The sequence below is a fragment of the Streptomyces sp. NPDC030838 genome, from assembly GCF_055572035.1.
Map to the genome: position 1 here is coordinate 118,195 of NZ_JBVIED010000004.1, position 18,006 is coordinate 136,200.

Consider the following 18,006-nt stretch of genomic DNA (forward strand, 5'->3'; position numbering starts at 1 on the left):
TGATCCGGTGGGTGCCGGGGCGTCCCGGCACCCACCGTCGGAAGGGAGAGCCTCAGGCGCCGGTGCGCCGACGGCCGGCCAGAACGCCGTACGCCACCCCGGCGGCGCCCACGACGATGCCGACGATGCCGAGGACCCGGGCGGTGGTGTCGGTGCCGTCGCCGGACTCCTCGGAGGCGGTGGTCTGCGCGGCCGCCTCGGCGTCCTCGGAAGCCTCCTCGGACTCGTCCTTCGCGGCGGAGGCGCCGTGGTGGCCGTCCTCGGCGTCGGACAGGGTCAGCACGGGCGCCGGGCTCTCCGGCTCCTCCTGGCCCTCCTGCGGCACCTCGATCCAGCGGACGACCTCCTTGTTGGAGTACGTCTGGATCGCCTTGAAGACCAGCTCGTCGGCGTCCTCGGGCAGCTGGCCGATGGAGACCGGGAACTTCTGGAGGAAGCCGGGCTCGATGCCGTCGCCCTCGGCCGTCCAGGTGATCTTGGAGACGGCCTCGGTGATCTTCTCGCCGTGCGACTCGATCGGCTTGTCCAGCTTGGCCTTGGTCACCTTGACGTCCCAGCCGTCGACCGGCACCGGCAGCGCCGAGGTCAGCGGGTGGTCGGCCGGGAAGCTGACCTCGAGCTTGGTGGTCGAGGCGTTGTCCCGCTCGTTCGGAACCCGGAAGTCCACGATCGCGTAGCCGCCCTTGGCGGCCGTCCCCTCCGGCTGCACGGTGACGTGCGCGAAGGCGGGCACGGACAGGGCGAGGACGGCCGAGGCGGCGAGGGCGCCGGCGGCGGCGATACGGGAAGCCTTCATGGTGATGAGCACTCCACTTCGAGTGAAAGACCTGGTGAGGAGAAGTACGCGCGCAGGGCGGCGCACCGTCGAAGACGGCTGCGCACGCGCGCGCGTGCCGCGCGACGGCGGCCTCTCTCCGCACCTTGCGTGGAGTGAGGGTCGCGTCGCGTCAGGCGGCGAGAACGAACCCGTCGGCCGGCGGTCCCCGCCGGATCACCGAGTGCAGGAGTGCGAGAGTGCGGGGCCCGGCGCAGGCGGGCGGCGCGGCGCACGGAACGCGCGGACCCGCGTGCGGTGCGGCCGGGAGCCCGGCACACAGGGCGCGCACCAGCGCGAGCGCCCCGCGCAGAGAACGTACGAGCGCCCCCTCGGCGACGACCTCCGCCGACAGTCCGAGGATCCGCAGCAGCGCCAGGTCCCCGCGCCGCAGCAGCCACCCGGCGGCGAGGCCCGCCAGCAGATGGCCGAGCAGCATCGGCAGGGAGGGCAGCAGCGAGGCCGGCGACCCGGCGACGGTGGACAGGGCGTCCGCCGGCTGGTGCGCCAGGTGGGTGCCCGGGTCGATCCGGGCGTCCGCGAGGATGCGCCGCGCCTGGGCGGGGCTGAGGGCCGCGGCGGTGGTGCCGCACACCAGCCGCGCGGCCTGCTGGACCAGCGAGGCGTCGGCGGCCGCGGAGACAGTGTTCGCCGTGGTGTGCTGCCCCAGCCCGAACAGCATGTGCAGGACCGTTTGTCCGCCCGTGAGCAGTGCCGCGATCCCCGGCAGCGAGCGCTCACGCCCGGCGAGCGGCGCCGCGAGGAGCACCGCCCCGAGGAAACCCGCGCCCAGCGTCCACAGCGGCACCGCGGCACAGGACGCGATCGCGTGACCGGCCGCGGCCAGCACGACGCAGACCGCGGCGAAGACCGCGGCCCGCAGAATCCGGAGATCTCCTCCGGAGCGCGCCGAGCGCTGGTGGGGGGCAGACATGGCGGGCTCATCATCCCACTGGCCTTACGGCCGCCATACGGCAGGTCCGCAAAATCGCCGACTGACGCATTCGGCCCCACATACACCGATTGGCGTCGTCAGCACATCCCCCATATGGGCGGCGTCACGCTGACGGAGGGCTTACACGCGGGCGCGCGCGGTAATACGTAACGGTATGTCGAGCCGCGGCCGGCAGGCCGGCGCCCAGGAGGCTGCAGCATGAGCATCTGGTGGTCACTCCATTTGCGGCGCGACGCCGCGAGCGTGCCGCTCGCCCGGCGTCTGCTGCTCGGCACGATGGAGACGGCGGGCGTCGATCCCGAGGTCTCCTACGACCTCTCGGTCGCCCTCACCGAAGCGTGCGCCAACGCCGTCGAACACGGCGGCGGCCGCTCCTCAGGGGCGTACCGGGTCACCGCCTACCTCGACGGCGAGAAATGCCGCATCGAGGTCACCGACTCGGGTCCGGGCTTCGCCCGCTCACCCGCCCGCGCGGCCCGCGTCCCCGCCGACGAGGCGGAACACGGCCGCGGCCTGTGCCTCATCCAGGAACTGGCCGACCACGTCCACTTCACCAACAGGCCGGGCCGGGGCGGCGCGGTGGTGAGCTTCGACAAGATCCTCAAGTGGCGCGACAACGCCCCGCTCATGACAGCGTCCTAGCTCCGAACGCCGGGGCGTGGACCCACCCCAGGGGCGCGGGGCTGTGCCGATGTGCGGCTCCGCCGCGTGGGCGCGACCAGCCACAACGCACCCGCACCCCGCAACGAAGGCCGGGCACCCCCTCGGCACCCGGCCCTCAAACCGGCCTCATCCCTTCAGCGAGGCCATCCACGACTCGACCTCATCCGACCGCCGAGGAAGAGCCTCGCTCAGATTCCGGTTCCCGTCCTCCGTCACGAGGATGTCGTCCTCGATCCGCACACCGATCCCCCGGTACTCCTCCGGCACGGTCAGATCGTCGGCCTGGAAGTACAGCCCCGGCTCCACCGTCAGGCACATCCCCGGCTCCAGGACACCCTCGACATACGTCTCGGTCCGCGCGGCGGCGCAGTCGTGGACGTCCATGCCGAGCATGTGCCCCGTGCCGTGCAGCGTCCAGCGCCGCTGCAGCCCCAGCTCCAGCACCCGCTCGACCGGCCCCTCGACGAGCCCCCACTCGACCAGCTTCTCGGCCAGCACCCGCTGCGCGGCGTCGTGGAAGTCGCGGTACTTCGCCCCCGGCTTCACGGCCGCGATCCCGGCCTCCTGCGCCTCGTACACGGCGTCGTAGATCTTCTTCTGGATCTCGGTGAACCGGCCGTTGACGGGCAGCGTCCGCGTGACGTCGGCGGTGTAGTACGTGTGGGTCTCCACACCGGCGTCGAGCAGCAGCAGGTCGCCGGAGCGCACGGGCCCGTCGTTGCGCACCCAGTGCAGCGTGCAGGCGTGCGGGCCGGCGGCGGCGATGGTGCCGTAGCCGACGTCGTTGCCCTCCACGCGCGCGCGGAGGAAGAACGTGCCCTCGATGTACCGCTCGCTGGTCGCCTGGGCCTTGTCGAGGACCTTCACCACGTCCTCGAAGCCGCGCACGGTCGAGTCGACGGCCTTCTGCAGCTCGCCGACCTCGAAGTCGTCCTTGACCAGTCGCATCTCGGAGAGGAAGACCCGCAGCTCCTCGTCGCGCTCGGCGGTGACCTTGTCGGTCAGGGCCGCCTCGACGCCGGCGTCGTAGCCGCGCACGACACGCACCGGGCCGGTGGCCTCACGCAGCTTGTCGTTGAGCTCGCGCACATCGGAGGCGGGGATGCCGTACAGCTGCTCCGCCTCGGTCAGGGAGTGCCGGCGGCCGACCCACAGCTCACCCTGGCCGTCCAGCCAGAACTCGCCGTTCTCGCGGTTGGAGCGGGGCAGGAGATAGATGGTCGCCTTGTGGCCGTTCTCGACCGGCTCCAGCACCAGGACGCCGTCCTCGGTCTGGTTGCCGGTGAGGTACGCGTACTCGACCGACGCGCGGAAGGCGTAGTCCGTGTCGTTCGAGCGGGTCTTCAGGTTGCCGGCGGGGATCACCAGGCGCTCACCCGGGAAGCGGGCGGACAGCGCGGCGCGGCGTGCGGCGGTCTCGGCGGCCTGGGCGATGGGCCGCAGGTCGTGCAGCTCGGTGTCGGCCCAGCCGGACCGCATGTTCTCGGCAAGCTCGTCGGACACGCCCGGGTACAGTCCGTTCTTCCGCTGCTTGATCGGCTCTTCCTCGGCGTTCTCCGGCCCCGCTGCGGTAGCAGCATCTTCGTTGGCGTCCGGGAGCTCCTCGGCCACGGTCATCCTCCTAGGTACGGCACTGGACCCCCACCATCGTACGGTCGCACGGGAAGGGGCCCAGGGCCGAAGGACCTGTTACCGATCGCTCACTCGAACCGGGCGGCGAGCAGCACCACGTCCTCTTCACTGTCCGCCTCGTCCAGCCCGTCGGGCAGGACCGCGCGCAGCACGTGGTCGACGACCGCCTCGGGGTCGCGCCGCTTGCTGCGGGACAGGCCGGCGGCGGCCGCGTGCAGGCGGGCGAAGGCGCGGTCCACGGGGTCGCCGGTGCGGTGCAGCAGGCCGTCGGTGTACAGCAGAACCGTCTCTCCGGGTTCGGCGTGCAGCTCCACGCTGGGCGCCTCCCAGCAGGCGAGCATGCCGAGCGGGGCGGAGACGGAGGTCTCCACGAACTCGGTGCGCCGCGCGCCGATCAGCAGCGGCGGGGTGTGCCCCGCCCCGGCCAGGGTGATCTTCCGCAGCGCGGGCTCGCAGAAGGCGAACAGCGCGGTGGCGGAGCGGGCCGGTTCGGTCAGCCGGAGCAGCAGCTCCAGGTCGGACAGGACGGCGACCGGGTCCTCGCCCTCCATCACGGCGTACGCCCGCAGGGAAGCCCGCAGCCGGCCCATCGCGGCGATCGCGCTGGGACCCGACCCGGTCACCGAGCCGACGGCGAGCCCGAGGGCCGCGTCCGGCAGCGGCAGCGCGTCGTACCAGTCGCCGCCCCCGCGCGGGCCGCTGCGGTGCCGCACGGCGAGCTGCACACCGGCGACCCGGGGCAGCCGGGAGGGGAGCAGTTCCTCGGCGATCGTCGTCATGCACGCGCGCGTGCGCTCGACTTCGAGCAGCCGGGCGAGGTGTTCGGTGGCGTAGCGGGCGTACAGACCGACGAGGTGACGCTGCCGTTCGACGGGCTCGGCGGGCTCGTCGTACAGCCATACGACGGCGCCGAGCCGGCCGGCGGTCTCGGTGGACAGGGGGACGGCGTAGCTGGCGGCGTAGCCGAGGCGGCGCGCCACCTCGCGGTGGCGGGGGTCGAGCCCGTCCTCGGCGAACAGATCGGGGTGGACGCTCTCGGTGACGCCGCCGGGCCGTCCGGCGGGGGCGGCGGGCCCGTCGAGGAGATCGCCGTACGGCAGCGCGGCGCGCGGGACGGTCTCGAGATGACCGAGATCCGACGGGCCGAGGCCCAGGCCGACGGTGCTGCGGGGGTCCAGGCCGTCGGCGGGTTCCAGGACGACGAGTCCGCGCCGGGCGCCCACCAGGGCGGCCCCGGCGCGCAGCAGTTCGTGGAGCGCGTCGTGGAGGGAGTCGGTGCGGGCCAGGCGTTCGGTGAGTTCGTGGAGGGTCGTGAGATCCGAGACCCAGCCGGCGAGCCGGTCCTGGAGAAGAGCCCCGGCAGCGGGGACGCCCGAGGCCAGGGACGCGGACGCGACAGTGTGTGCGGGGGCTGGAACCGTTGGATCGATTCCGGCCACTTTCGGAGGGTGCGGGGCGTTCATGGCGTCCGGCTTTCCGACCGGTGCGGATTGCTCCAAAGCATCGCAAACCCCCATGTCAATCTGCGCCGCTGGCAATGTCTCCACATGTACACGCAGTCATGAGGAGATGTCCAGCATTGTCCTGGTGGGATTACTGGTGTCCGTGGGACTTCTGGGATCGGGAGACGGTTCTCTTACGGAAAGGCAAAGTTGGCTTAAAACTGCCCCGTGTAACCGCATATTGCGGTCGACTGGGCTTGCTCGACGGAGCGTCACAGCGGTCGTGATGGGTACGTACTCGGTGAAGGCCAGGGGTGGTTGGGAGCCGCCCGGAACCTGGCGACGGACCCGGGCGTCCTATCCACCGACGACCGTGCCCCATCCTCCCGTGGCGGCGGCGGAGAGAAATACGCGAGACGGCGAAACGCCACACTTCGCCACCCCACGCCACGCCCATGCTTGTGAAAGACGCACCGGGCGGAGGCAGCCAACGCTCGGCCCAGAGGGGTTCCCCGTGCTTCGACACAGGGGTGTGATGCGCCAGCAGGTACGCACAGTGAAGTGATCGACACATGATGTGATGTGGACCACGGTGTTGCCAGGCGTGCAACGGAAAGGAACGAGCGCTCATGCGCGAGATCCTCGGAAGGCGACGCAGGCTCCTGTCCAGGCGGAACGGCGGGAGGCGTGAGGTGATCGACGCGGCCCTGACCTTCGCGACGGAATGGCAGTGGCCCGTACTCCCGGGCGTGGCGGCCACCACGCAGGGGCACGCCCGCTGCGACTGCCCGGACCCGGAGTGCCCGGTGCCCGGCGCCCACCCCTTCGACCCCGGCCTGCTCGCGGCCACCACCGACGCGCGCATGGTGCGCTGGTGGTGGACCAACCGCCCGGCTGCACCGATCATCCTGGCCACCGGAGGCAAGGCCCCGTGCGCGGTCAGCCTGCCGGCCCCCGCCGCCGCCCGCGCCCTGGCCGCCCTGGACCGCCAGGGCATGCGCCTCGGCCCGGTCATCGCCTCACCGACCCGCTGGGCCGTGCTCGTCCGGCCGTACTCCATGGAACAGCTGGGCGAACTGCTGTACGCCAAGGACTTCGTCCCCGGCTCGCTCCGCTTCCACAGCGAGGGCGGCTATCTCGCACTTCCCCCCTCCGAGACCGGCCAGGGGCAGATCCGCTGGGAGCGCGCCCCGCTGCCCGGCTCGGCCGCCCCCTGGGTGCCGGACGTGGAGGCCGTGGTGGACGCCGTGGTCGACGCCCTCACTCGTACGGGTGTGAGCGCGCCCGAGTTCTAGGGGTGTCGGGCGCGCGCGGACCGGTCGACCGGCCGGGGTCGTTATCGTCCCGTCCATGCTGCGTCACTCTGGGGGCCACGGATCCGGCATGCCCGGGCGCCACGCATTCCGAACGCCGCGCTGCGGCGGGCCCGGCGTCCGAAGGATCCGTCTGCTCGCGCTGGCGGGCGCGGTGGTGTGCGCGGTGGCGCTGCCGCTGGCCGTCGCCTCGGCGGGGTCGGTGGGTTCGCGGGATTCCGTGCGCTTGGCGGACTCCGTGAGTTCCGTCGGCGATCGGGAGCTTGTCGACGTACGGGGCCCCGCCGGCCGGGATACCGAAGGGTCCGGTTCGGTCGGCTCCGTCGCGGAGGGCGCCGAGGACGCCGCCGAGCCCGGTGCCCGGCGCTCCCCCTTCCTGCTCGATCTCGGACTGTCCACCGCCGCCCGCTGCGGCCCCGAACTCACCGCGCCCGACGGCATCGAGGCGCAGACCTGCGTACTGACACAGGGCGAGGCGACCTGGGCGCGCACCTACTACCGCAACGCCACCGGCCGCGCCCTCGACGCCATGCTGACCCTGATGGGACCCGGTGACCGTACGGTGCAGATCCGCTGTGCGGTGGGCGCCGGGGACGAGCCGGCGAGCTGTGAGACGCCGCGGGAGGCCGGGCGGGGCCAGGCGGCGGAGTACACGGCGGTCGCGGAGTTCGCGGAGCGGGGCGGCCGGGGACCGCTGCTGCTGCGGGTCGGCAGCAACTCGGGGACCGTCACGGACAGTTGAGGCGCGGCGGCATCCGCACGCGGGGCAGAAAAGACCCGGTTGCTGGCGACGGGGGATGCACCAGCAACCGGGCTACTGGAACGGTAACAAGAGATCGGCTGTTCGCAAATTCGATCTCAGGTTTCCGTCGGCTATTCGGACACCGACTCGCCTTGCTCCGGCGGGAGTTGTGACCCGAGTCACCCGTGGGCACGGGGGCCGGTTCGACTGACCGGTCGGTCAACCGGACCCGTGCCCACGGGGTGCGTCAGCTGAGCGTGACCTGGCGGTTGGTCAGGCCGCCGCGCGCGCGGCGCTCGTCGGGGGTGAGCGGTGCGTCGGTGGCGAGGGCGGCGGCCAGACGCTCGGCGAACTCGGCCGCGGGCTTCTCGATGTCCTCGGCGGAGACCCCGCTCGGCAGGTCCCAGACCGGGACCGTGAGCCCGTGAGCGCGGAAGGAGCCCACCAGGCGGGTGCCCTCGCCGAGGCCGGAGCGGCCCGCGGCGTGCAGCCGCGCGAGGGCGTCCAGAAGCTGCTCCTCGGGGTGCGGCATGACCCAGCGCAGGTGGTTCTTCTCCGGGGTCTCGCACCAGTAGGCGGCGTCGACGCCGGTCAGCTTGACGGTCGGGATGGCGGCGGCGTTCGCCCGCTCCAGGGAAGCGGTCACCTCCGGGGTGGCGTTCTGCGCGTCCGGGACCCAGAACTCGAAGCCGCTGTGCACCACCGGCTCGAACGTGCCCTCGGGGTCGAGCAGGTCCTGGAGCCGCGGTCCGTCGGCCGGCGCGCGGCGGCCCTGGACGGGGGTGCCGGGCTTGGCCTGAAGAGCGCGCTGGAGGGTGTCGGCGAGGTCGCGGCTGATGTCGCCGGACGCCGTGTCGTTCTGCAGGCCCAGCAGAACCGAGCCGTCCTCCCGGCGCAGGGCGGGCCAGGCCATCGGCAGGACCGTGGCCAGGGTGACCGACGGGACGCCCTCGGGCAGGCCGCCCTTCAGCGTCAGCTCGGCGGTGGCGGCCGGCACCAGCTCGCGCAGGGCCACCCAGTCGCACTCGCCCGGCAGGCCCTCGAACGGGCGCTGCACCAGCTCGGTCACGGCCTGGGCGGCGGCCCGGCCGTGGCACGCCTTGTAACGGCGGCCGCTGCCACAGGGGCAGGGCTCGCGGGCTCCGACGACCGGGATCTCACCGTCGGTGATCTGCGGCCGCTTGGCCTTCGTCTGGGGTCGCTTCTTGGCCATGGTGAGTGTCTCCCGGTGACGGCTCGTCTCGTCGTACGGCGGGAGCCTAGCCGTTTGCGCCATGGCCGACGGGACCCTGTGGACAACGCCCGTGTTGCGGCGACCCGGGCGGCGGTGAGCGGACCCCCGAGCAGCGGAGCAGGGAGGTCCGCCCTCGGCGGAGCCACCACGCTCCGTCAGTCCAGGTCGTCGAAAGCGTCCGCGAAGTCCAGTTCCGGCATGGCGGCCACCGAGGGGGCTGCGACGCGCGTAGCGAAATCGTCGCGGCGCCGCCCGGCATCCGGATCATGGACGTCCTCGTGGACCACGACCCATACGGTGACCTCGCCGCGGACGTCGTCGCGGACCCCCCAGTCGTCGGCCAGGGCTGTGATGATGTTGAGCCCGCGGCCCCCGTGCGCGGTGACCGACGGGGTGGCCGGGGCCGGGCGGGTCGGGCCGCCGCCGTCCGTCACCTCGACGACCAGCCGGCCGCTCGGGTCCACGCGCCAGGCGGCCCGTACGTCGCCGTCCCCGGCGAGCGCGTCGCCCAGGGGCCGGCCGTGTTTGCACGCGTTGCTCAGTAGTTCGGACAGGATCAGTACGGCGTCGTCGATGACCGATTCCGCCACGCCACCTCTGCGCAACTGCTCACGCATCCGGTGTCTTGCTGCCCCCACGCCCGCAGGGCCATGGGGTACGGCCATGCTCGACGACGTGGGCACCTCCTGTGCCACCACCAACGCCACCCCCGAGACCTCCTTCGCCCCACGCCACGGTGTGGATGCCCCTTTGGCCTGTACCGGAAACCGGCCGATCCCTGTCCGGTGACGCATTCGCAACGATCGAATACGGATCGAACGCGCCGGAGCACTCCCTGTGACAGCCCTGGTGGGAGATCCCTCACAAGATCGACGAGTGGCGTATTCCGGGCCATTTCGGTCAGTCCGGTCAGTCTGGTCGTTCCGGCCAGTGGGTCAGTCCGGCCAGTCAGTCAGTCCTGCCACTCCGGCCCGTCCGGTCAGCGGCCGAGCCGGCGCAGCACCGCGCGGGGACGGTTGGTGATGATGGCGTCCACGCCCAGACCGACACAGAGGTCGATGTCCTCCGGCTCGTCCACGGTCCAGACGTGCACCTGGTGCCCGGCCCGCCGCAGCCGCTCGACGTAGACCGGGTGGTTGCGCACGATACGGATCGACGGGCCGGCGATGCCCACCCCCGCGGGCAGCCGCCCGTCGCGCAGCCGGGGCGAGACGAACTGCATCAGATAGACCGTGGGAAGCGCCGGAGAGGCGGCTCGCACGCGGTGCAGCGAACGCGCCGAGAAGCTCATGATCCGCACCGGGGACTCCTCCGAGGTGGCCGGGGAGTCCAGACCGAACCGCTTCAGCAGCATCAGCAGCCGCTCCTCGACCTGCCCCGCCCACCGCGTGGGGTGCTTGGTCTCGATGGCCAGCTCCACCCGGCGCCCGGCGTCGGCGACCAGCTCCAGCAGCCGCTCCAGGGTGAGCACCGAGGTGTCCGCGGGGTCCTCGGGGCGGTGCTCCCAGTCCGGATCCTCGGTGCGCGCGCGGCCGGCCGCGGTCTTCTTCCAGGAGCCGAAGTCCAGCGCGGCGAGGTCGGCGAGCTCCAGGGCGGAGACCGCTCCGCGCCCGTTCGACGTACGGTTGACCCTGCGGTCGTGCACACAGACCAGGTGGCCGTCCGCGGTCAGCCGGACATCGCATTCGAGGGCGTCGGCGCCGTCCTCGATCGCCTTCCGGTACGCGGCCAGGGTGTGCTCCGGGGCCTCTTCGGAGGCTCCGCGGTGGGCGACGACTTGGATCCGGTGCTGCCGTGCGGGGGTCACCGCGCCATCGTGCCACCGGGACGGGGTAACCGTGGATCGACGGAGCCTGCAGGGGCGCCCGAGATGCGGCACTTAAGGCTGATAGATCCTATATAAAGAGTGACCGCGGACCCACAGGCACGGCTTATGGTGCCCTGACGGCCCGTGGGAAAAGCTGACGGCATACAAAAACACCGGCACAGCTGCGTGACCGAGGATCGAGGAGAAGAGCTGTGAGCACCGAGAACGAGGGCACTGCGGTCCCCCCGGCCCCGTCCGCGCCTCCGGCGCCGGTGGACACCCCCGCAGCCTCCCCGCAGGCGGACACGCCCACGCCCCCGAACCCGCCCACGTCACCCGAACAGCCCCCGGCGCACACCCCCGCCGCGGCCGCCGCCCCCCAGGGCAGCGCATCGCAGCCGAGCGGCTCCCCGTACGGCCCGACCACCGGTGGCTCCGGATCGGCTCCCGACAGCAGCTGGCCGCCCCCGCCGCCGCCCGGCGGCCCGGTGCACAGCCCCGCCGCCCCGGTGTACGGCGCCGACGGCCCCGGTGGCGCCGGGCCGGCCGCCCCCTGGGGAGCGGCGTACCAGCAGCCCCAGGAGCCCAAGCCGAAGCGCGGGCGCGGCGGCCTGCTCGCCGGGATCCTGGTGGCCGCCCTGGTCGCGGGCGGTCTGGGCGGCGGCCTCGGCTACACGCTGGCCAAGAACGAGGACAGCTCCAGCTCCACCACCGTCTCCGCCTCCGACGGCGGCGGCGACTTCAAGCGCGACCCGGGCACGATCGCGGCCGTGGCCGCCAAGGCACTGCCCAGCACGGTCACCATCGAGGCGGAGTCCAGCAGCGGCGAGGGCGGCACCGGCACCGGGTTCGTCTTCGACACCGAGGGTCACATCGTCACCAACAACCACGTCGTCGCGGACGCGGTCGACGGCGGCAGGCTCACGGCGACGTTCCCGAGCGGCAAGAAGTACGACGCCGAGGTCGTCGGCAACGCGCAGGGCTACGACGTGGCGGTCATCAAGCTCAAGAACGCCCCCTCGGGCCTCAAGCCGCTCACCCTGGGCAACTCCGACAAGGTCGCCGTCGGCGACTCCACGATCGCCATCGGCGCCCCCTTCGGCCTGTCCAACACGGTGACCACGGGCATCATCAGCGCCAAGAACCGCCCGGTGGCCTCCAGCGACGGCACCGGCAGCCAGGCCTCCTACATGAGCGCCCTCCAGACCGACGCCTCGATCAACCCCGGCAACTCCGGCGGCCCGCTGCTGGACGCCAAGGGCAACGTCATCGGCATCAACTCCGCGATCCAGTCCGCCGGCAACGGCCTGGGCGGCACCAGCCAGTCCGGCTCGATCGGCCTCGGCTTCGCCATCCCGATCAACCAGGCCAAGTACGTCGCCCAGGAACTGATCGAGAACGGCAAGCCGGTGTACGCCAAGATCGGCGCCTCCGTCTCCCTGGAGGACACCACCGACGGCGCCAAGATCACCGACACCGGCGCCGGCGGCTCCGAGCCGGTCGAGCCGGGCGGCCCCGCCGACAAGGCCGGCCTCAAGCCCGGCGACGTCATCACCAAGCTCGACGACACGGTGATCGACAGCGGCCCCACCCTGATCGGCGAGATCTGGACCCACAAGCCCGGCGACAGGGTCACGGTCACCTACGAACGCGACGGCAAGACCCGCACGGTCGAACTGACCCTGGGCTCCCGCGTGGGCGACAGCTGACCTCCCCCACGGCGAATCTCTCCCACGCGCGCGCGTGCCAACCCGTTACTCTTGTCCCGCGCCGCCGGTCACCCCGCGGCGCGGGGTGGGTTGCCCGAGCGGCCTAAGGGAACGGTCTTGAAAACCGTCGTGGCGCAAGCCACCGTGGGTTCAAATCCCACACCCACCGCAGGTGTCCGAAGGGGCGCTCCGTTTCGGGGCGCCCCTTCGGCGTTCCCCCGCTTCCCTCAGCGGCGCTTCTTCCGGGATCGGCGCTGCCCTGTTTTGCGAGGTCCGCGGAGTCTGTAGGCCTCGAAGGGCTTTCCCGCGGCCGTGAGGGTCTGCACCAGGGTGTCGGTGATCTCCTGGGTGAGGGGGTGATCGCCACCCAGGGTGCGGTGGCTTCGGTCGAGGGTGTCCTTGAGGAGCCGCTCGGCCGCGGGGAGCTGCAGGAGGTTGGTCAGGGCGATGGCGAGGTTCCTGGCGGAGTGCAGGGTGTCGGGATGGTCCTCGCCCAGGACGCGACGGCGGCGTTCGAAGACGTCCTCGTGCATGCGGCGGGCCTCGGCGAACTTCTTGAGGCAGCTCAGGGCGGAGGCCAGATTGCTCGCCGACGCGAGGGTGAAGGGGTGATCCTCGCCCAGGACACGACGGAGCCGCTCGACGGTGTCCTCGAGCATGCGGCGGGCCTCGGCGTGCTTCTTCAGGCGGCTCAGCGCGGAGGCCAGGTTGGTGGCCGAGGTGAGGGTGTCGGGATGGTCCTCGCCCAGGACACGACGGCGGCGTTCGAGGGTGTCCTCGTCCATGGCGCGGGCCGCGGCGTACTCCCCGAAGGCGTCCACGATGGCGGAGACGTTGCCGGCCGAGGTGAGGGTGTCGGGATGGTCCTCGCCCAGGACACGACGACGGCGTTCGAGGGTGTCCTCATGGATGCGGCGAGCCTCGTCGTACTGTCCGAGGTCGTGCAGCGTGACGGCGAAGTCGTTGGCGGAGTGCAGGGTGTCGGGGTGGTCCTCGCCCAGGACGCGACGGCGGCGTTCGAGGGTGTCCGCTTGTAACGCACGCGCCTTCAGGTGATCGCCGAGGTCGGATGTGGCGTGGCCCAGGTACTGCGCGATGGCGAGAGTGTCGGGGTGGTCCTCGCCAAGGGTGGCGGCCCAGGTCGAGTGGAGGGTGTCGCTCATCTCGCGGGCTGCGCGCGCCTGACCGCAGTTGAGGAGGTAGCGGGTCGCGCGGAGAAGGGCCTGGCGCAGCGGAGGCTGCTGGGCGGCGGTGTGCCGACGGGCGGTGAGATGGGAGGTGAGCGCGGCCCATTGGGGCCAGGTGGACGGGGAGCCGGGGTCGCCGGGGTCGACGGCTGCCAGGAGGGCGGTGACGTCGTTCTCGGTCGCGGTGGCCTCGGCCGCGGCGGTGTTGTCGCGGACGATGGCCTGGGTGAGTCGGTGGACCTGGAAGCTCTCGTGGTCGACACGGGCCAGGCCATAGCGGTTCAGTGGCTGCAGGGCGGACTGGGGCCACAGGATGTCGTCGGGGTCGGCGGCATGCGCGGTGAGGCGGTCGCGTACGGCTTCCAGCCAGATGGTGGGGACCGGGTCGGGGCCGAGGAACGCGGCGAGCCGCAGCAGAGCGGCGGAGTCCGGATGGCCGGCGGCCAGGCGGGCGGTGGCGATGCCCACCGCGGCCGCCAACGGGGTGGGATAGCCGGGCGCGCTGCCCTTGGCCATCAGCTCGGCGGTCCGTTCGGCGAGCAGGTTTCGATAGCGGACCGCCGGCATCCCGCTGGCGACGACACCGGCCGCCTGGGCGAGGGCGAGGGGAAGGTCGCCGAGGTCGGCTGCGAGGGCGTCGGCCTGATCCGGACCCATGCCGGGGATGCGGGCGGTGACGTAGGCAAGGGAGTCACGGCGGCTGAAGACGCCCACGCTGTGGCTGGGAACGGTGTCGCTCCAGTCGGGGTTGCGGGAGGTGATCAGGAGATGTCCGGGGCCGGCCGGGAGTACGCCCTGAAAGGCGCCGGGGTTGTCCGCGTTGTCCAGGATGATCAGCCAGCGGTCCGTGGCGCGCAGGTGCTCCAGCAGGGCGCGGGTGTTGTGTCCGGCGCCTGCCTCGGGCTGGGCGATGCCCAGCCGGGTGGCCAGTTCCGTGTAGTGGATGGGGATCCGGTCGGGCTGTTCCGCGTCGATCCACCACACGACGTCGTACTGGCTGGCGAAACGATGCGCGTACTCCAGTGCGACCTGCGTCTTTCCGGTACCGCCCAGACCGTGCAGGGCCTGCACGCCCGCACGTCGGCCTCCCAGCAACTCTTCCCGTACCCGGGTGAGCAGATCCTCGCGGCCGGTGAAATGCGGATTGCGGCTCGGCGCGCTCCACACCTGGGGCAGGCCGGTACCGCTGGGCAGCCGAGGTCGCCGACTGGGTGAGTCGGCGGCAGAGGGATCCGTCGGCGCGGTGGCGGATCTGCCGGGATAGCGCGGAGCCGCGAGCGGGCCGGCGGGACCGTTGACCGCGTCCAGCAGTGCGGCTGCGGCGGCCTGCTCGTCCAGATCATGCAGGTCCTTCCGGATCACGTCGGCCAGGATGTCGGGAATGTCCTCTCCGGTGAGAGGCTCGATCATGACCGGGATGAGCCGGCCACGTCTGCCGACCACGGAGGTCCATTCGTTACGGGTCCAGCGGTCGGGGTGGAAGTAGCTGGTGGAGAACAGAGCCACCACAGCGCTGGCCCGCTGCAGGGCCTGGTCCATTCGCTCGACGAAGTTGTCACCGGTGCGCCAGTCCCATACGTCCAGCTCCACCCGGTGGCCGGCTTCCCGGAGGTGCCATGCCGCCCACTCCGCCCACGCTCGGTCCGGGCCGGCGTAACTGACAAAGACTGACTCGGCCATGCCCCTGGTCTCCCCCCGGTCCGCTCCCGATCGCGCCCTTGACGGACGTGACACTCATGATGCTGCGGATACGGTGGCCGCCGAGCCCGAATCGTCAAGACTCGGCGAGGGCACCCCCTCGAAGGCCCGCCGCGTCACCCCCCACCCCGCCGCCCCGTCAACCGCGCCGCCGACGCGATCGTCGCGCGGGCCTCGCGTTCGTCGAGGCCGGTGCTGCGGGCTGCGTCGATCAGCGGGGCGACCAGGTCGGGGCCGATGCCGTTCTCGTAGGCGCGGCAGGCCGCCCAGAACAGGCGGGTGTTGCGCTGTCCCTCGTGCGCGGCGAGGACGAACTGGATCAGGCCATGGCCATGGCCGCCCTGGCCGTGCCCGCCGGACGGTGCGGACGACCGCGGCGGCGGCAGGAGCAGCCGCAGCAGGGCCGGCGGGCACGGCGCCGGCGGGAGATGCGCGGTGCCGGGTGCCGTGCCGTACACGCCGTGCTCGGTGCGTGAGCCGGGGCCGACCAGGTAGCCGCCGGCGCCGCGGACGTCGATGCCGGGGGCGAGGCGGCCGGCCGAGTTGGGGACGGCGACGTCCGGCGGTCCGGTCAGCCAGAGATGCCGGCCGCCGCTCGGGGTCGTGACGACGACCGTCGCCGGGATCGTGAACAGATGCCGCAGGGCGAGTTCGCGCAGGGCCGCCGAGGAGTCCGTGCCCGACTTGGTGTCCAGGTCGATGCCGATCAGGTGGTGCGGGGGCAGTCCGCAGGCGATGCCGTAGCCGGTGGCCCAGGGGGCGGCTGCGAAGAGCGCGCGGATGCGTTCGGGGTCGGTCGTCGCGTCGTAGACGCCATGGCCGAAGCGGCCGCATTCGCCGTGGCAGGGGAGGGGCACGGGGTCGAGGCGGTGGGGGGAGCGCAGGGCCGGGAGCTTCGTCCGGGACAGGGGGATGACGGCCAGTCCGCGCTCGGCGGCGGACAGGGCGTGGGCGAGGGCCAGCGTCGTGGCCTGCCGGTCGATGGTGGCCATACCTTTATGTTCGTACGTACGTTCGAAAAAGGGAAGGGGCGGCGGGCGCGACGCGCCGACGGGGACGGATTGGCCGGAAACACGCCGGAACGCTTCACCCCTTGCGCCGCTTGGGCCCGAGCCGCCCCACCCTGCCCCGGCCCACACCTTCGATCAGGGAAAGGTGGCGAAAGGGGTTTATCGACTTGTCCTCACGCTTGAGGGCGAATCACGGCTTCCGGGGTGGTTCGCCGGGGATTCGGTGGGCAACTCTGATCTCGCGACGTCGTGCACAGGCACCGGGGCGGTCGGCCAACTGCCTTGGTGGAAGCCGTACTTACGCACACAACGGCCTACAGGCCGGTGCGACATTTGCTTCTGAGAGGAACCAACATGGCAAGCATCCGTACCGCCCGCGTCATCGCCGCCGTCTCCGCTCTCCCGCTCGCGGCCGCCCTCTTCAGCGGCGTTGCGACGGCCGACAACGGCGCGTTCGCGGACAACGGATCGAGCGCGGCCGTCACCAACGCCATTCAGGGCAGCCTCGGCAGCGGCGTCGGCGGCGACAACAACGGCAACTCCGCGACCACGCAGCAGCAGGCGATCGGCTCGGGCGCCTCGAACCAGAGCAACACCGCCCAGGTGGACGGTTCCGCCTTCACCGCCGTCAACCAGGGCAACGACAACGTCGCCGTCGCCTTCACCCCGCTCTGGTGGTGAACTGACGGGCCGGCGCTCCGGCACCGGCCCGTGAAGCTCCGTGTGGGGTGTTCTGTGGGATGAGCAAGGTCCGTCTGCGCGGCGGTGCTTCGGCACCGCCGCGCAGTCGTTTCCGGGTCCGTCGACCTTGACAGCCCTTCCTATCTGACGGACAGTCAGAAATCTCGGGGAGGTCGGAGAAAGGGCACTGCGGTGGATGACGGTGAGGACCACGGCGACGACCTGGCCGCGCGGCTCAAGGTCTTCGAGGGGCTGCCCGCCACCGTCGCCGGCACGGGCAAGGACCCCGTCAACCTGCCCATGATCCGGCACTGGTGCGAGGCGATGGGCGACGCCAACCCGGCGTACACCGGCCCGGACGCCATCGCCCCGCCCACCATGCTCCAGGCATGGACCATGGGCGGCCTCTCGGGCCACACGACCCGCACGCGCGCGTACGACGACCTCTTCGCCCTCCTCGACGCGGCGGGCTGCACCTCCGTCGTCGCCACCGACTGCGAGCAGGAGTATCTGCGGCCGCTGCGCCCCGGCGACGAGATCAGCTTCGACACGGTGATCGAATCGGTTTCCGCGCGGAAGACCACCAAGCTGGGCACGGGCTACTTCGTGACCACCCGCACCGACATCCGCGCGGGCGGCCGACTCGCGGGCACCCACCGTTTCCGCATCCTCAAGTACGCCCCCGCCAAACGCGCCTCCACACAGGGGCGGCGCCCAGCCGAACGCCGCCCCCGCCCGGTCGTCAACCGCGACAACGCCGGATTCTGGGAAGGCGTCGGACGGCACGAGCTGCTCATCCAGCGCTGCACCGGCTGCCGGGCCCTCCGCCTCCCCTGGCTGCCCGGCTGCAACGCCTGCGGCTGCCCCGACTGGGACACCGTGCGGGCGAGCGGCGCCGGGACCGTGTTCTCGTACGTCGTCCTGCACCACCCGCCCTTCCCGGCCTTCGACCCGCCCTACGCGGTCGGGCTGATCGAGCTGGCGGAGGGCGTGCGGATGGTGAGCAACGTGATCGGGGTGCCGTACGACAAGGTGCGGATCGGGATGCCGGTGCGGCTGGAGTTCCAGCGGTACGACGAGGAGCTGGTGCTGCCCGTGTTCCGAGGGGGGACGGCGTGA

15 protein-coding genes and 1 tRNA gene are annotated in these 18,006 nt (G+C 72.0%); 7 read left to right on the forward strand and 9 right to left on the reverse strand.

The annotated features are described in order from the left end of the window. Window positions 1-52: 52 nt before the first annotated feature. Together ACZ42A_RS13770 and ACZ42A_RS13775 are read right to left on the reverse strand one after the other, a co-directional pair. Window positions 53-796, reverse strand: a complete 744-nt coding sequence (locus tag ACZ42A_RS13770; protein ID WP_468527384.1) for a YcnI family copper-binding membrane protein — start codon at window positions 794-796, stop codon at window positions 53-55. A 151-nt stretch (window positions 797-947) separates the two neighbouring features. Next, a complete protein-coding gene (locus tag ACZ42A_RS13775; protein WP_468527385.1) occupies window positions 948-1,748 on the reverse strand; it encodes a hypothetical protein in 801 nt (266 codons plus the stop codon). Between the two features lie 219 nt (window positions 1,749-1,967). Between ACZ42A_RS13775 and ACZ42A_RS13780 the strand changes: the two genes are divergently transcribed. Continuing rightward, window positions 1,968-2,411 carry an ATP-binding protein gene (locus ACZ42A_RS13780; protein ID WP_468527386.1) on the forward strand — a complete coding sequence of 148 codons (444 nt, stop codon included), beginning with the start codon at window positions 1,968-1,970 and terminating at the stop codon, window positions 2,409-2,411. 147 nt (window positions 2,412-2,558) lie between these two features. Here the strand turns inward: ACZ42A_RS13780 and ACZ42A_RS13785 are convergent, their stop codons facing one another. Continuing rightward, on the reverse strand, window positions 2,559-4,049 hold the full coding sequence (locus tag ACZ42A_RS13785; protein WP_468527387.1) for an aminopeptidase P family protein: 1,491 nt from the start codon (window positions 4,047-4,049) through the stop codon (window positions 2,559-2,561). An 83-nt stretch (window positions 4,050-4,132) separates the two neighbouring features. Further along, window positions 4,133-5,581 (reverse strand): PP2C family protein-serine/threonine phosphatase, encoded by a 1,449-nt coding sequence (locus ACZ42A_RS13790; protein ID WP_468527388.1) that lies wholly within the window; start codon window positions 5,579-5,581, stop codon window positions 4,133-4,135. A gap of 554 nt (window positions 5,582-6,135) precedes the next feature. Between ACZ42A_RS13790 and ACZ42A_RS13795 the strand changes: the two genes are divergently transcribed. Then, window positions 6,136-6,801, forward strand: coding sequence for a bifunctional DNA primase/polymerase (locus tag ACZ42A_RS13795; protein ID WP_468527389.1), 666 nt, complete (start codon window positions 6,136-6,138; stop codon window positions 6,799-6,801). 88 nt (window positions 6,802-6,889) lie between these two features. Continuing rightward, on the forward strand, window positions 6,890-7,561 hold the full coding sequence (locus ACZ42A_RS13800) for a hypothetical protein (protein WP_468527390.1): 672 nt from the start codon (window positions 6,890-6,892) through the stop codon (window positions 7,559-7,561). A gap of 247 nt (window positions 7,562-7,808) precedes the next feature. Here the strand turns inward: ACZ42A_RS13800 and ACZ42A_RS13805 are convergent, their stop codons facing one another. From ACZ42A_RS13805 to ACZ42A_RS13815, 3 genes are all read right to left on the reverse strand, one after another. Beyond that, window positions 7,809-8,774: a DUF5926 family protein gene (locus ACZ42A_RS13805; protein WP_468527391.1), complete on the reverse strand. Its 966-nt coding sequence runs from the start codon at window positions 8,772-8,774 to the stop codon at window positions 7,809-7,811. 176 nt (window positions 8,775-8,950) lie between these two features. Continuing rightward, a complete protein-coding gene (locus ACZ42A_RS13810; RefSeq protein WP_468527392.1) occupies window positions 8,951-9,589 on the reverse strand; it encodes an ATP-binding protein in 639 nt (212 codons plus the stop codon). Between the two features lie 185 nt (window positions 9,590-9,774). Beyond that, the gene (locus ACZ42A_RS13815) at window positions 9,775-10,602 is read right to left on the reverse strand and encodes a glycerophosphodiester phosphodiesterase (RefSeq protein ID WP_468527393.1); all 828 of its coding nucleotides are present in this window, start codon (window positions 10,600-10,602) and stop codon (window positions 9,775-9,777) included. Between the two features lie 212 nt (window positions 10,603-10,814). On the opposite strand from ACZ42A_RS13815, the gene ACZ42A_RS13820 reads away from it, so the two are divergent. Further along, window positions 10,815-12,311 carry a S1C family serine protease gene (locus tag ACZ42A_RS13820; protein ID WP_468527394.1) on the forward strand — a complete coding sequence of 499 codons (1,497 nt, stop codon included), beginning with the start codon at window positions 10,815-10,817 and terminating at the stop codon, window positions 12,309-12,311. Window positions 12,312-12,395: 84 nt separating this feature from the next. Next, window positions 12,396-12,480: transfer RNA gene (locus ACZ42A_RS13825), tRNA-Ser, on the forward strand. Between the two features lie 58 nt (window positions 12,481-12,538). Here the strand turns inward: ACZ42A_RS13825 and fxsT are convergent. Together fxsT and ACZ42A_RS13835 are read right to left on the reverse strand one after the other, a co-directional pair. Continuing rightward, complete coding sequence (gene fxsT, locus ACZ42A_RS13830) at window positions 12,539-15,178, reverse strand: FxSxx-COOH system tetratricopeptide repeat protein (RefSeq protein ID WP_468527395.1); 2,640 nt, start codon at window positions 15,176-15,178, stop codon at window positions 12,539-12,541. A gap of 134 nt (window positions 15,179-15,312) precedes the next feature. Then, the gene (locus tag ACZ42A_RS13835; RefSeq protein WP_468527396.1) at window positions 15,313-16,188 is read right to left on the reverse strand and encodes a bifunctional DNA primase/polymerase; all 876 of its coding nucleotides are present in this window, start codon (window positions 16,186-16,188) and stop codon (window positions 15,313-15,315) included. A 372-nt stretch (window positions 16,189-16,560) separates the two neighbouring features. Between ACZ42A_RS13835 and ACZ42A_RS13840 the strand changes: the two genes are divergently transcribed. Next, window positions 16,561-16,887: a hypothetical protein gene (locus tag ACZ42A_RS13840; protein ID WP_468527397.1), complete on the forward strand. Its 327-nt coding sequence runs from the start codon at window positions 16,561-16,563 to the stop codon at window positions 16,885-16,887. A gap of 192 nt (window positions 16,888-17,079) precedes the next feature. Continuing rightward, window positions 17,080-18,006, forward strand: a complete 927-nt coding sequence (locus tag ACZ42A_RS13845) for a bifunctional MaoC family dehydratase N-terminal/OB-fold nucleic acid binding domain-containing protein (protein ID WP_468527398.1) — start codon at window positions 17,080-17,082, stop codon at window positions 18,004-18,006.

Coding starts and splice junctions, on each gene's coding strand:
- ACZ42A_RS13770 (WP_468527384.1), bottom strand. CDS start 796: ATGAAGGCTTCCCGTATCGCCGCCGCCGGCGCCCTCGCCGCCTCGGCC.
- ACZ42A_RS13775 (WP_468527385.1), bottom strand. CDS start 1,748: ATGTCTGCCCCCCACCAGCGCTCGGCGCGCTCCGGAGGAGATCTCCGG.
- ACZ42A_RS13780 (WP_468527386.1), top strand. CDS start 1,968: ATGAGCATCTGGTGGTCACTCCATTTGCGGCGCGACGCCGCGAGCGTG.
- ACZ42A_RS13785 (WP_468527387.1), bottom strand. CDS start 4,049: ATGACCGTGGCCGAGGAGCTCCCGGACGCCAACGAAGATGCTGCTACC.
- ACZ42A_RS13790 (WP_468527388.1), bottom strand. CDS start 5,581: ATGGGGGTTTGCGATGCTTTGGAGCAATCCGCACCGGTCGGAAAGCCG.
- ACZ42A_RS13795 (WP_468527389.1), top strand. CDS start 6,136: ATGCGCGAGATCCTCGGAAGGCGACGCAGGCTCCTGTCCAGGCGGAAC.
- ACZ42A_RS13800 (WP_468527390.1), top strand. CDS start 6,890: ATGCCCGGGCGCCACGCATTCCGAACGCCGCGCTGCGGCGGGCCCGGC.
- ACZ42A_RS13805 (WP_468527391.1), bottom strand. CDS start 8,774: ATGGCCAAGAAGCGACCCCAGACGAAGGCCAAGCGGCCGCAGATCACC.
- ACZ42A_RS13810 (WP_468527392.1), bottom strand. CDS start 9,589: ATGCGTCACCGGACAGGGATCGGCCGGTTTCCGGTACAGGCCAAAGGG.
- fxsT (WP_468527395.1), bottom strand. CDS start 15,178: ATGGCCGAGTCAGTCTTTGTCAGTTACGCCGGCCCGGACCGAGCGTGG.
- ACZ42A_RS13835 (WP_468527396.1), bottom strand. CDS start 16,188: ATGGCCACCATCGACCGGCAGGCCACGACGCTGGCCCTCGCCCACGCC.
- ACZ42A_RS13840 (WP_468527397.1), top strand. CDS start 16,561: ATGGCAAGCATCCGTACCGCCCGCGTCATCGCCGCCGTCTCCGCTCTC.